The sequence below is a fragment of the Streptomyces sp. NPDC020965 genome, assembly GCF_044333555.1.
Classification (GTDB): domain Bacteria; phylum Actinomycetota; class Actinomycetes; order Streptomycetales; family Streptomycetaceae; genus Streptomyces.
In genome coordinates this window covers 263,191-276,439 of sequence record NZ_JBIRRE010000012.1, presented here as the reverse complement: position 1 = coordinate 276,439, position 13,249 = coordinate 263,191, and the positions used below count along the sequence as shown (strand labels likewise).

Sequence of the window (13,249 nt, the reverse complement as noted above, 5' to 3'; positions counted from 1 at the left end):
ATCGGACACCGGTGGGGCACCCCCCGGCGGTACGGGAGCCCCGGCGCGGCGAATCGTTACGCCACGGTCGTGAGGCCCTCCCGCGCCTCCTCGGGGGCCTTCGGCCGCTTCGGTACGAACTCGACGTGCTTGCGGCCCCGGCGCAGATCCACCTTCAGCCGCAGGCCGCCCGCGCGGGCCAGCATCACGCCGACGCCCAGCGCCGCCAGCAGGGACACCACGCCACCGGCCGCGAAGCTGATCCGCGGGCCGTACGCGTCCGTGAGCCAGCCGAAGAGCGGCGCGCCCAGGGGCGTACCGCCGACGAACACCATCATGTAGAGGCTCATCACCCGCCCCCGTACCGCCGGATCGGTCGCCATCTGGATGCTGGAGTTGGCCGTGACATTGACCGTCAGACCGAACATGCCGATCGGCACGAGCAGCGCCGCGAACATCCAGAAGCTCGTGGCGAACGCGGTCACGATCTCCAGCACGCCGAAGATCACCGCGGCCCCGACCAGTACCCGCAGCCGGGAGGTGCCGCGCCGGGCCGCGAGGAGGGCGCCGACCAGGGAGCCGGCCGCCATCAGGGTGTTGAGGAGCCCGTAGGTGCTGGCTCCGGAGTCATAGACATCGTGCACGAAGGCCGAGAGCCAGATCGGGAAGTTGAAGCCGAAGGTGCCGACGAACCCGACGAGGACGATCGGCCAGATCAGCTCGGGATGCGCGGAGACATAGCGCAGACCCTCTCTGAGCTGGCCCTTTCCACGCGGTGCGCGCTCGGTGCGATGGAGTTCCGCGGTGCGCATCAGCAGCAGCGACGCGATGGGCGCGATGAAGGAGAGGCCGTTGAAGAGGAAGGCGTATCCGCTTCCGACGGCGGTGATCAGCACACCGGCGACGGCGGGGCCGACGAGTCGGGCGGACTGGAAGTTGGCCGAGTTCAGGCTGACGGCGTTGCCGAGCTGGGCGGGGCCGACGATCTCGGCCACGAAGGTCTGTCGGGCCGGGTTGTCCACGACCGTGACCAGACCGAGCAGGAACGCGATCAGATAGACGTGCCAGACCTGGACCTGGCCGCTGAGGGTGAGGGCGGCGAGCGCGAGACCCGTCAGGGCCATCGCGATCTGGGTGGCCAGCAGCAGCCGGCGCTTGGGGAGCCGGTCGGCGAGGACTCCGCCGTAGAGGCCGAACAGCAGCATCGGGAGGAATTGGAGGGCGATCGTGATGCCGACCGCCGACGCGGAGCCGGTGAGGGTGAGCACCAGCCAGTCCTGGGCGATGCGCTGCATCCAGGTGCCGGTGTTGGAGACGACCTGGCCGATGGCGAAGAGCCGGTAGTTCCGGATCCTCAGCGAGCTGAACATGGTGGTGGGTGGCGGGGTCTCCGATGCCCGGCCGGGTATCGGAGAGGGTGCGGGTGCGGAGTCTGCTCCGGGTCCCGTACGCAAAAGTGGTCGCCTCCTTCGGTGGGTCCTGCTACAGATGCGCGAGCTTCTCCAGGACGGGGGCGGCGGCGCGGAGCTTGGCCCACTCCTCCTCGTCGAGGCCCTCGGCGAGACCGGACAGCCAGGCATTCCGCTTGCGGCGGCTCTCTTCGAGCATGGCTTCGGCCTGCTCGGTCTGGGTGACGATCTTCTGCCGGCGGTCGTCCGGGTGCGGTTCGAGCCGGACCAGTCCCTTGGCTTCCAGCAGCGCGACGATCCTCGTCATGGACGGCGGCTGGACGTGCTCCTTGCGGGCGAGCTCCCCCGGGGTGGCCGAACCACAGCGGGCGAGGGTGCCGAGCACCGACATCTCGGTGGGGCTCAGCGATTCGTCGACGCGCTGGTGCTTCAGCCGTCGACCCAGTCGCATCACGGCCGAGCGCAGAGCGTTCACGGCCGCGATGTCATCGACGGCGGTATCGGCCGGTGGGGCGGATTCCGGAGGTTCGGCGGCTTCGCCGGAGGACAGGTCAGACATGTTTGTTAGCATAACTCATTACCCTGCCTAAATACCAGTCGTTAAGTATGCCGCTCCGACGGTGCGCGGCGCCGGCCTGCCGGGGGCCCATGGGGGCTGCCGGGACTGCCGGGACCGCCGCGTCCATCGGTATCGGAAACCGGCCCCCGGGCGGGCGAGGGCGCGCGGAGACGCCCCCCGGGCCGGCGCGGCGGAGCCCCCGGCCCGCACCCCGGCCGCCCCGGTCCGCGCTCGGCCGCGCCCGACCGGCCCGGTCCGCGCTCGATCGCACTCGGCCGTGCTCGGGTGGCACACCGCCAGACACCCATGAGCGTCCAGGACCGTGGATGGTCCTGGACGCTCATGGGTGTCTGGCGGTATTCAAGTGGCGTACGGGGAGTGCGGGGCGGACACGGGGGGCGCCGGGGGACGCGGCGCGCGTGCCCCGGGGTCGCTCCGTCCGCTCCGTCCGCTACGTCCGCTACGTCAGGCCCAGCGCAGGCATCGCGTAGTAGAAGACGAAGACCGCCGACACCACGTACATCGCGACCGGCACCTCACGCCCACGGCCCGCCGCCAGCCGCAGCACGCTGAACGCGATGAAACCGATGCCGATGCCGTTGGTGATCGAGTAGGTGAACGGCATCATCACCATCGCCAGGAACGCGGGCACGGAGACGGTGTAGTCGCTCCAGTCGATGTCCCGGATCGAGCCGGCCAGGATCAGGAAGCCGACCGCCAGCAGCGCCGGTGTCGCCGCCTGCGACGGCACCATCGTGGCCAGCGGCGTCAGGAACAGCGCCACCGAGAACAGCGCACCGGTGACCACGGACGCGAGTCCGGTCCTGGCCCCCTCGCCCACGCCCGCCGTGGACTCCACGAAGCAGGTCGTCGCCGACGACGAGGTCGCGCCGCCCGATGCGACCGCGATGCCGTCCACCAGGAGCACCTTGTTGATGCCGGGGAGGTTGCCGTCCTTGTCCATGAGCTTGGCCTCGTCGCCGACGCCCAGGATCGTGCCCATGGCGTCGAAGAAGCAGGAGAGCAGCACGGTGAAGACGAAGAGCGCGCCGGTGAGGATGCCGACCTTCTCGAAGCCGCCGAACAGGCTGACCTCGCCGACCAGCCCGAAGTCGGGGGTGTCGACCGGGTTACCGGGCCACTTCGGCGTGGTCAGACCCCAGCTCGGGACCGTCGCCAGCGCGTCGATGACCATCGCGACGACCGTCATGGCGACGATCGAGATCAGGATGGCGCCCGGCACCTTGCGGATGATCAGCGCGAGGGTGAGCAGCGCGCCGAGGACGAAGACGAGGATCGGCCAGCCCTGGAGGTGACCGCCGCTGCCGAGCTGGAGCGGCACGGTGGTGTGGGCGAGGTCCGGGATGCGGGAGACGAAGCCCGCGTCGACCAGGCCGATCAGCATGATGAAGAGGCCGATGCCGATCGCGATGCCCTTGCGCAGGCTGCGGGGCACGGCGCTCATCACGCGTTCCCGCAGTCCGGTGGCGACCAGCAGCATCACGACGAAGCCGGCGAGGACCACCATGCCCATCGCGTCCGGCCAGGACATCCGGGGCGCTAGCTGGAGGGCGACGACGGTGTTCACACCGAGGCCGGCGGCGAGCGCGATCGGGACGTTGCCGATCACGCCCATGAGGAGGGTGGAGAAGGCCGCCGTGAGCACGGTGGCGGTGACGAGCTGGCCGCTGTCGAGCTGGTTCCCGTACATGTCCTTGGCGCTGCCGAGGATGATCGGGTTCAGCACGATGATGTAGGCCATCGCGAAGAAGGTGGCGAAGCCGCCCCGGACCTCGCGGGCGACGGTGGAACCGCGCTCGGAGATCTTGAAGTAGCGGTCCAGCCCGGCTGGGGTGCCCTTCGGCTGTTGCTCGGGGGCGGCGGCGGGGGCCGAGGGGGTCATGCGGTCCTCATCCAGGCTTGGCGAATCCGTACCCGATCCACCGGCACCTCGGTGCTTGGATCTTCATACGAATAAATCCGGTCAGGGGGAAACCGTTTCAGTATGAACATATAAAGGGAAGATCGCCATCTCCGCGCGTAGACCCATGGGGCGCCTGGCCTCCCACGGTCAGGAGCCCCCGCGCGGGTATCGCCGGAGTCCGGCTGGCGACGGGGCTCCATCACTCGGGCGGTGGCCGCCTCGGGAGATGCGTACCGCGCCGAGCCGTTGCCTACACTGACCCCATGGCGAAGTGGACCCCCAAGCACGAGGCACCCGAGCCCCTGGAGGGGCCCGTCGTCGCCACCATCACCGGGGGCACGATCCTCTGGTTCGTCCTCTTCGTGGCGCAGATCCCGTTCTACGGCTGGTTCGCCGACCACGATCTGCTGTGGTGGGTCTGGACCTGCCTGGCCGGCACCGGGCTCGGACTGATCGGCATCTGGTACGCCAAGAAGCGGGAGGCCGCCATCCGGCGCGCGACCGCCGAGCCCACGGAACCGGCGCCGGCCGCCGACCCCGCGTCCCCCGCGGAGAAGTGACCCCCCGCAGCACCGTGGAGATGTGACACCCCGCACGTCCTTCGTGGCGAAGTGACACCCCGCGGCCCCGTGGCGAAGTGGCACCGGCCCCGCGACCTCGTGGCGAAGTGACACCGGCCGCCGCCCGGGCGCCGCACTGGTTCCGCTGATCCCCGGGTCCCCGGGTCCCCGGGTCCGACCCCAAGCCCCGATCCCCGCTTCTGTTCTCCGGTTCCGTTCCCGCGCCGCACGGGTGCGCCCGCCCGCGCGCCCGTACCGTACGAACCATGACGCAGCGGGCAAGGATCGACACCGACGGCCCCGACCGGGGCGGCCCCACCATCGACGCGGGCGCCGAACTCGACCCCGTACACCCCATGCGGCCACCACCCTCCCGGAACCGGGCCGGTGGGCTCAGTGCGGGTGAGGTCGCCGAGCGGATCGCGCGCGGCGAGGTCAACGACGTGCCCGTCCGCTCCTCGCGCTCCACCGCCGACATCATTCGGGCCAATGTCCTCACCCGCTTCAACGCCATCATCGGCGTGCTCTGGGTGATCATGTTCTTCGTCGCGCCGATCCAGGACAGCCTCTTCGGCTTTGTGATCATCGCCAACACCGGCATCGGCATCATCCAGGAGTTGCGCGCCAAGAAGACCCTCGACGGGTTGGCGGTCATCGGCGAGGCCAAGCCGACCGTGCGGCGCGACAGCACCGCCACCGAGGTCTCCACCTCCGAGATCGTCCTCGGCGATCTCGTCGAACTCGGACCCGGCGACAAGGTCGTCGTGGACGGCGAGGTCGCCGAGGCGGACAGCCTGGAGATCGACGAGTCACTCCTGACCGGCGAGGCCGATCCGGTGCTCAAGCGCCCCGGCGACCCGGTGATGTCGGGCAGCTTCGTGGTCGCCGGCGGCGGCGCCTTCACCGCGACGAAGGTGGGGCGCGAGGCGTATGCCGCGCAGCTCGCGGAGGAGGCGTCCCGGTTCACCCTCGTCCACTCCGAGCTGCGCAGCGGTATCAGCACCATCCTCAAGTACGTCACCTGGATGATGGTCCCGACCGCGCTCGGCCTGATCATCAGCCAGCTCGTCGTCAAGGACAACGACTTCAAGGACTCGGTCGCCAGGACCGTCGGCGGCATCGTGCCGATGATCCCCGAGGGGCTCGTACTGCTGACCTCCGTCGCCTTCGCGATCGGCGTCGTACGGCTCGGGCGCAAGCAGTGCCTGGTGCAGGAGTTGCCCGCGATCGAGGGGCTGGCCCGGGTCGATGTGGTCTGTCTCGACAAGACGGGCACGCTGACCGAGGGCGGGATGGACGTCACCGAGCTGCGCCCGCTCGGGGAGGCGGACGAACCGTACGTACGGAAGGTGCTCGGTGCGCTCGGCGCGTCGGACCCGCGCCCGAACGCCTCGCTCCAGGCGATCATCGACGCCTACCCGGCCGGTGCCGGCTGGCGGGCCACCGGCACCCTGCCGTTCTCCTCCGCGCGCAAGTACAGCGGTGCGAGCCTCACCGACGAGGAGGGCCGGGTCTCGACCTGGCTGCTCGGCGCGCCCGATGTGCTGCTGCCCGCCGCCGACCCGGCGCTCACCGAGGTCGAGCACCTCAATGAGCGGGGGCTGCGGGTGCTGCTGCTCGCCCGCACGGCCGGGACGGCGCTCGACGCGCCGTCGGTCGCCGAGGGCGCGCTGGCGACCGCGCTGGTGGTGCTGGAACAGCGGCTGCGGCCCGACGCCTCGGACACCCTGCGGTACTTCGCCGAACAGGATGTCGCCGCCAAGGTCATCTCCGGTGACAACGCGGTCTCGGTGGGCGCGGTGGCGGGCAAGCTCGGGCTGCCCGGCGCCGACCGCCCGGTCGACGCCCGCACGCTCCCCGCCGATCGGGACGGTATGGCGCGCGAGCTGGAGGCGGGGGCGGTCTTCGGCCGGGTCAGCCCGCAGCAGAAGCGGGACATGGTGGGGGCGCTCCAGTCCAAGGGGCACACGGTCGCCATGACGGGCGACGGCGTCAACGACGTGCTGGCGCTGAAGGACGCGGACATCGGTGTCGCGATGGGCTCCGGTTCCGAGGCGACGCGCGCGGTGGCGCAGATCGTGCTGTTGAACAACAGCTTCGCCACGCTGCCGTCGGTGGTGGCGGAGGGCCGTCGGGTCATCGGCAACATCACCCGGGTCGCCACCCTCTTCCTGACGAAGACGGTCTACTCGGTGCTGCTGGCGATCCTGGTGGTGTGCAGCCAGGTCGAGTACCCCTTCCTCCCCCGCCATCTGACGCTGCTCTCGACACTGACCATCGGCGTCCCGGCGTTCTTCCTGGCGTTGGCGCCGAACCGGGAGCGGGCGCGACCCCACTTCGTACGGCGGGTGATGCGGTACGCGATCCCCGCGGGTGTCATCGCGGCGGCGGCCACCTTCACCTCGTATCTGCTGGCCCGTTCGCACTACAGCGGCGGCGGCGCGCTGGAGGCGGAGACGAGCGCGGCGACGCTGACGCTGTTCCTGGTGTCGATGTGGGTGCTGGCGATCATCGCCCGCCCCTACACCTGGTGGCGGGTCGGTCTGGTCGCGGCGATGGGGCTGGGGTTCCTGATCGTGCTGGTGGTGCCGTGGCTCCAGGACTTCTTCGCGCTGAAGCTGGTGGGGACGACGATGCCGTGGGCGGCCGTGGGGATCGCGGCGGCGGGCGCGGGGCTGCTGGAGCTGAGCTGGCGGTGGGTGGACCGGAGGTTCCCCGCGTAGGCCCTGGCGAGGGGGGTGGGGCCGCGCAGGGCGCGGATTTCTCCGTACGGGAGGGCGTGGGGCTCGCGTGATGGGGCGGGATCACCGTGACGGCGCGGGTGATATCGCGAGTCCACGCACCGAGGAGAGGCAACCACAAACTCCCTGCTCAAACCTGCTGTTGGTGGTGGAACGGTGAAGGTTACTGTTCACGATGCGCCAGTGGCCCGAGCGGCTGCTGATGTGTCGGTGAACCTCGGCGTCGGGAGCGCCGGGGCACGAGGGGGGAGATCACCATCCAGAGACGAAACGATCGCGCGGCGCACGGAACGGATCGCGCGGCGCGCGCGACCGTTGGCGGCGCGCTCACGGCGGCGCTCACGGCCGCGCTGCTGCTCGCGCCGGGCCAGGCCCCGGCCGTGGCGCACGACGGCACGGCGGCACAGGCCGTGGCGCACGACGGTACGGCGGCGGCACGGGCCCGGGACGGCGCGCGGAACACGGCCGGGAAGGCTCCGGCGGTGGGGGAGCCGTCGGGAACCCGGCTCGCCAACGGTGAGCGGTTGGAGCTGACCGGGAGCGGGGGGACACCGCCCGGGGGCGGCGGCACGGCGGGGACCGGCTTCCGGGTCGTCCCCCGGCCGGGCGCCGGGCCCGAACCGTATGTGTACACCCGGACCGACAGCCGGCTGGAGGTCCAGCCCGCCGGCCGGACGGGCACCCTGCCCGCCACCACGGTCGGTACGGGCACCGGCGGCACGGACAGTACGGGCGGTACGGGCACCGGCGGTCCAAGCAGTACGGGCGGTACGGCGAAGCCTGCGGCGCCGGCCGCGCGACCGGTGGAGTTCACCCAGCCGGTGAAGCTCCAGCTCACCAACGCCACCCACACCGGCTTCCAGATCTCCGTCTGGAACCGCACGACCTGGCAGTGGTTCAACGTCAGAGAGCTCCAGTCCAAGAACTACGGCATGGCCCATCTGCCGTCCGGCGACTACTTCACCGTCGGCGCGCTCACCGACGGGAGCCGTCCCGGCCACCTCATCACCGCGTCGTTCACGGTGCAGGACAAGGCCCTAACGGTGCCGCTCGACGCCAGGACCACCCGAGAGGTCGCCCTGACGCCGGATGACCCGACGGCCCAACTGGAGAGCTCCAGCGTCACGATGCGGCTGCCAGGCGGTGACACCGTCGGCCATCTGGGTGCCCAGGGCGGCAGCGTCAAGGTGACGCCCTTCTCGCTGCGGGGCGCCTCGCTGCGGGTCCACCAGGCGCTGGTGAGGAAGGGCTCCTCGGTCAACAACCCCAGCCCCTACCGGTACGACCTCTTCCGGGTCTTCAAGCGCACCCTGCCCGCCTCGCCGAAGGTGCAGGTGCGCACCGCCGAGCTGGCCAGGACCACCGTCTCGGCCCGGCCGTCCGGCGCCGACTCCACCGCGGTCATCACGTCCCAGCGCAGCACCGACTTCCAGGGCGCACCGCTGTCGTCCCGGGTCCGCCTCCCCTATCGCGTCGTCGAGTACGCGACACCGGGGGACTTCATCCTGCAGACCGTCGCGCACCCCGACGGGGGTTACCTCTACTCACCGTTCCGCATCCCGGTGGTGGGCGCCAACCCGGACGTGACCTTCGGCGCGGCGCCCTTCGCCAACCGCGCCTGCACCGGGTCCGAGACATACGTCCACGACGGAATGCTGCACCTGCGGGAGCACTGCGCCTTCGGCGACGCCTCGGGCAACCAGGGCATCGACTTCAACGCAGTGGAGGACCTCACCTACGCGGTCGACGGGGTGACGGTCGACGAGGTGCGCAACCGCGACACCATCGGCGTCTGGCAGCACCGGATCGGGCGGTCAGGTGTCCCGCACACATTGACCCGCACGATCCGGCAGCAGGGCGACCCGACCCGGCTCACCCCCGTACAGACGCATGAGTGGAGCTTCACCCCGCCGTCGGCCGGGCTCAGCGCGGTGCCGTTCACGGAGGTCGATCTGCGGGTCGACGGGCTGGACGACCGCAATCGCGCGGGCGCAGCGCCCGTCACTGTGACGGCCACGGCCTCATCCCGTACCCGGAATCTGACGTCGGCCGTCACCGGAGTGGAGTTCTCGACGGACGACGGCGGGACGTGGACCGCACTGCCGCTGGAGGGCTCCGGCACCACGGCCACCGCCCGGCTCACCGTGCCCCGGGACGCCCGCGCGGTCTCGCTGCGCGCCACGGGCACCAGCTCCGACGGTTCCGGCCTACGGCGCACGATCGTCCGCGCCTTCCATGGGCCGGAGCGCCAGGGTGACGGGAACCCCGGCGGCATCGGGGCCATAAAGATCGGCAAGGTGGTGGTCAACGGCGGCCGGGTGATCGCACCCGCGCTGGTGCACGATCCCGCCACGGCCCCGTACCGGGTCACCTTCGAGGTCACCGACCGGGAGGGCGTCGAGAGCAGCGGCGTGCGACTCCGCAGGGGCTCGGCCGACCGACCGGACGCGGTTCTGGACACCCGACGGCCGTTCTGCGTCAAGGAGAACCTCACCACCAACCTCTGCACGGCGGAGTTCGCCCTCGACGCGCGAGGGGCGCTCGGTCGGAACGCACTGGCCGGCGAGTGGGCGGTGGACGCCTGGGCGCGCTCCCGCGACGGTGCGGGCGTCACCCGGCAGAGCGGGGTGGGCACCGCACAGATCCTGCGCCAGACCCGGGTGACGATCGCCGGTCCGCCCGACACGGTGACCCGGGGCAGGTCGTTCGCCGTCACCGGGATCGCCGGGATCGCCGACTGGTCCACCGGCCGCTGGAACGCGCTGCCGGGCACACCGGTGGATCTGGAGTACCGCAGGCCGAACGTCACCGCCTGGACCAGGGCGGCGACGGTGCGGACCGGCCAGACCGGTGCCATCAACTCCGTCCAGAAGGCCGCCTTCAACGCCAACTGGCGCTGGCTGCTGCCCCGGACGGAGGGGGTCGGGGCGGCGCTCTCACCGGCGTACTACGTGGTGGTGCGCTGAACGGACGCCATCCGTAGTCGGATGCGGTGGCCGGTCCGGTAGCGGATTCGGTACGGCGTCCGATGGCGGATTCGGTACGGGGGTGGGGGCGGGGGTCATGGCGACCGCCGCCCCCGCCCCCGTGTCCCGACCCCGCTTCCCCATTCCTCTGGCCAGCGGGCCCCACTCTCGTACTCCGCGCCCGTACTCCGCGCCCGCCTCACGCACCGAGCCGCGCGGCGCCGCGGCGCCGCGGCGCCGCGGCAAAAAGTTGCCTTGACTTCCAGCCACATTTCAGCCTCAAACCTCTTGGCTGTAAAGGTTTGTTGAAGGTTTACTGATCCGATCCGGTGTTTTCTCACGCGCCGGACCATGAGGGGGGAGATCACCGTAGACATGCGGCACCACGGGACAGCACGGAGAGTGATGGGCGGGGCCCTGGCCGGAGCGCTGGCGGCCACCGGCGTGATGCTGGCGCCCGTCACGAGCGCGGCGGCGGACGTCACGACGAAGGCGCCGGACGCCCCACGGACCGAGCGGGCACCGGCCCCGGCGTCCGGCACCCAACTGGCGACCGGGGAGCGGCTGGAGCTGCTCGGCGGCGACGGAAAGGCCGGAAAGGGTACGGGGAAGAAGGGGCCGGGCTTCCGGGTCGTCCCGAAGGAAGGGTCCGTACCGGAGCGGTACGCCTACACCCACATCGATGGCCAACTGAAGATCACCCCGGCCGGCCGGTCGAAGCCGCTGCCCGCCACCACCGTGACCACGCGCGCGCCGGAGCGGCCCCGCGCGGCGGCACGGGCCGCGACGCCCACGTACTCCGTCACGCTCCAGCTCACCAACTCGGAGCACTGGGGCCGGGGCTTCAGCGTCTGGAACCGCAAGACCTGGGTGTACCACACCGTCTCCCAGGACGATTTCGGCAACAAGGGCAAGGTCAAGCTGCCCCCGGGCGACTATCTCGCCCTCGGCATGTTCAGCAACTGGGACCAGCCCAGCCATATGCTCACCGCGTCGTTCACGGTGAAGAACACGAACCAGACGGTCAACCTCGACGCGGCCAAGGCCAAGGAGACCGGCCTCACCACGGACGAGCCCACCGCGCGCCGCTACACCGCCTCCGTCTGGCTGCGGCTGCCCAACGGCAACGTCGCCGGTTTCCAGGGCGGCTGGGGCGAGAAGGTCCATGTCACCCCGATCACGCTGCCGGGCCTCTCGCTCCGCGTCCACGACGTGCTGGTGAAGGAGGGCAGCACGCCGAACCGGCCGAGCCCGTACCGCTACGACCTCTACCACTCGTTCGACAACACCGTGCCCACCTCGCCCCGGGTGAAGGTCCGCACCGCCGATCTGGCCAAGCGGGCGGTCACCCTGCGGTCGCAGGGCCGGGACTCCCACGGGCTGCTCTGGTCCTGGCGGGACGTCGGCGACGAGGCCGGTGCGTCCGCGCACTCCCCGGTCCGCTTCCCCTCCGCCGTCACCGAGTATCTGACGCCGGGGACGACCGTCTCCCACGGCGTCGGCTACGCCGACGGCCACCACCTGAGCGCCGAGGCCCGCGTCCCGGTCAAGGGCGCCAACCCGGCCGAGAGCTTCGGCATCGCGCCCCTCGCCGGCCGTCCCTGCGACGGGATCTCCATCCGGAACCGCCACCTCCAGGTGTTCGAGACCTGCGCCTACAGCGACGGGTCGGGAAAGATCGGCCGCGACGCCCCGGAGGCCGCGAACGCCCGGGAGGCGACCCAGGACCTCACTCTCAGCCAGGGCGGCACGGAGATCGGGCGGCTGCGGAACGGCCCCCTCGGCACATCGTGGCGGACCGCGATCCAGCGGATGGACGTCCCCCACACCCTGGTCCAGACGATCCGGCACAACGGACGGCCGAGCCGGTTCACGCCGACGCAGACCACCGAATGGGACTTCCATCCCATGCGCTTCCTCCCCGAGCTGGGCATCAACGCGCTCACCGATGTCGCACTGCGGGTCGACGGACTCGACGACCGCAACGCCTCCGGTACCGACCCGGTCACCGTGACGGCGGTCGCCACCTCCCGGTCGGCGTCCGAGAGCGCGGCCGTGACCGGCCTGGAGTTCTCGGCGGACTCCGGCGCGACCTGGACCGAGCTGCCCTTCCAGGGCAGCGGCGCCACCGTCACGGCCCAGCTCACCGTCCCCGACAAGGCCCGCTTCATCTCGCTGCGCGCCACTGCGGGCGGCTCCGACAGCTCCAACGTGCGGCGCACGATCATCCGCGCCTTCGCCGGTCCGGCACCCCTGGGTGACGAGACCGTCGGCGCCACGAGGATCAGCGATGTGGTCGTCAACGGCGGCCGGGTGATCGCGCCGCACATGGAGGAGGACTTCGGCTCTCCCCCGTTCAACGTCCGCTACACGGTCTCCGACCCGGCCGGTGTGGCCTCCTCCGGGGTCACGCTCTACCGGGGCCCGGCGGCCCGGCCCGAGGCGCTGCTGCACACCTGGACGCCGACCTGCGTCAAGAAGAAGGCCACCAGCTACGACTGCGTGGCGGAGTTCCGGCTCAACGCCCGCGCCCAGCTCGGGCGGAACGAGTTCTCCGGTGAGTGGCAGGTGGCGGCCTGGGCCTCCTCTGCCGACGGCGAGAGCTTCACCGACCGCAGCGGTCTCGGCACCGGGCAGATCCTGCGCCAGAGCCGGATGACGATCACGGGACCGGCCACCCGGGTCACCCGGGGTACGGCGTTCACCATCAGCGGGATCGCGGGGATCGCCGACTGGTCCACCGGCCGCTGGAACGCGCTGCCCGCGAAGTCGGTGAACCTGGAGTTCCGCAAGTCGGGGACGACCGCCTGGATCAAGGCGGCGACGGTCAAGTCCAGCGCGACCGGCACCGTCAAGTCGACCCAGAAGGCCACATCCGACGGCAACTGGCGCTGGCTGCTGCCGCGTACGCCGGGGGTGGGGGCCGCGGTATCGCCCCTGCGCTTCGTGGACGTCCGCTGACAGTTCCCACGGGTCCCAACGACGGGGCCTGAGCAGCACGGGAGGGGGGGGCGGGGATCCAGACCCGCGCCCCCCCCCACCTACGCGGGTACTCCGCGCCCGCCCCCCCCCCCCCCGCGCGCGGGCCGGCGAACCAGCGGTCCCCGGCCA

7 protein-coding genes are annotated in these 13,249 nt (G+C 71.2%); 4 read left to right on the top strand and 3 right to left on the bottom strand.

Annotation, left to right across the window (positions count from 1 at the left end):
• Window positions 1-56: 56 nt before the first annotated feature.
• The 3 genes from ACH4S7_RS31255 to ACH4S7_RS31245 form a co-directional block, all read right to left on the bottom strand.
• A complete protein-coding gene (locus ACH4S7_RS31255; protein WP_398524706.1) occupies window positions 57-1,433 on the bottom strand; it encodes an MFS transporter in 1,377 nt (458 codons plus the stop codon).
• A gap of 28 nt (window positions 1,434-1,461) precedes the next feature.
• The gene (locus ACH4S7_RS31250) at window positions 1,462-1,947 is read right to left on the bottom strand and encodes a MarR family winged helix-turn-helix transcriptional regulator (protein WP_398524705.1); all 486 of its coding nucleotides are present in this window, start codon (window positions 1,945-1,947) and stop codon (window positions 1,462-1,464) included.
• Window positions 1,948-2,407: 460 nt separating this feature from the next.
• Window positions 2,408-3,850 (bottom strand): NCS2 family permease, encoded by a 1,443-nt coding sequence (locus ACH4S7_RS31245; protein WP_398524704.1) that lies wholly within the window; start codon window positions 3,848-3,850, stop codon window positions 2,408-2,410.
• A gap of 284 nt (window positions 3,851-4,134) precedes the next feature.
• Here ACH4S7_RS31245 and ACH4S7_RS31240 point away from each other — a divergent pair, with 284 nt between their 5' ends.
• From ACH4S7_RS31240 to ACH4S7_RS31225, 4 genes are all read left to right on the top strand, one after another.
• Window positions 4,135-4,431 (top strand): DUF2530 domain-containing protein, encoded by a 297-nt coding sequence (locus ACH4S7_RS31240; protein ID WP_398524703.1) that lies wholly within the window; start codon window positions 4,135-4,137, stop codon window positions 4,429-4,431.
• 266 nt (window positions 4,432-4,697) lie between these two features.
• Entirely contained in the window at window positions 4,698-7,154 is a 2,457-nt protein-coding gene (locus ACH4S7_RS31235) for an HAD-IC family P-type ATPase (RefSeq protein ID WP_398524702.1), read from the top strand.
• A gap of 398 nt (window positions 7,155-7,552) precedes the next feature.
• A complete protein-coding gene (locus ACH4S7_RS31230; RefSeq protein ID WP_398524701.1) occupies window positions 7,553-10,138 on the top strand; it encodes a hypothetical protein in 2,586 nt (861 codons plus the stop codon).
• 405 nt (window positions 10,139-10,543) lie between these two features.
• On the top strand, window positions 10,544-13,099 hold the full coding sequence (locus ACH4S7_RS31225) for a hypothetical protein (RefSeq protein WP_398524700.1): 2,556 nt from the start codon (window positions 10,544-10,546) through the stop codon (window positions 13,097-13,099).
• Window positions 13,100-13,249: the final 150 nt, after the last annotated feature.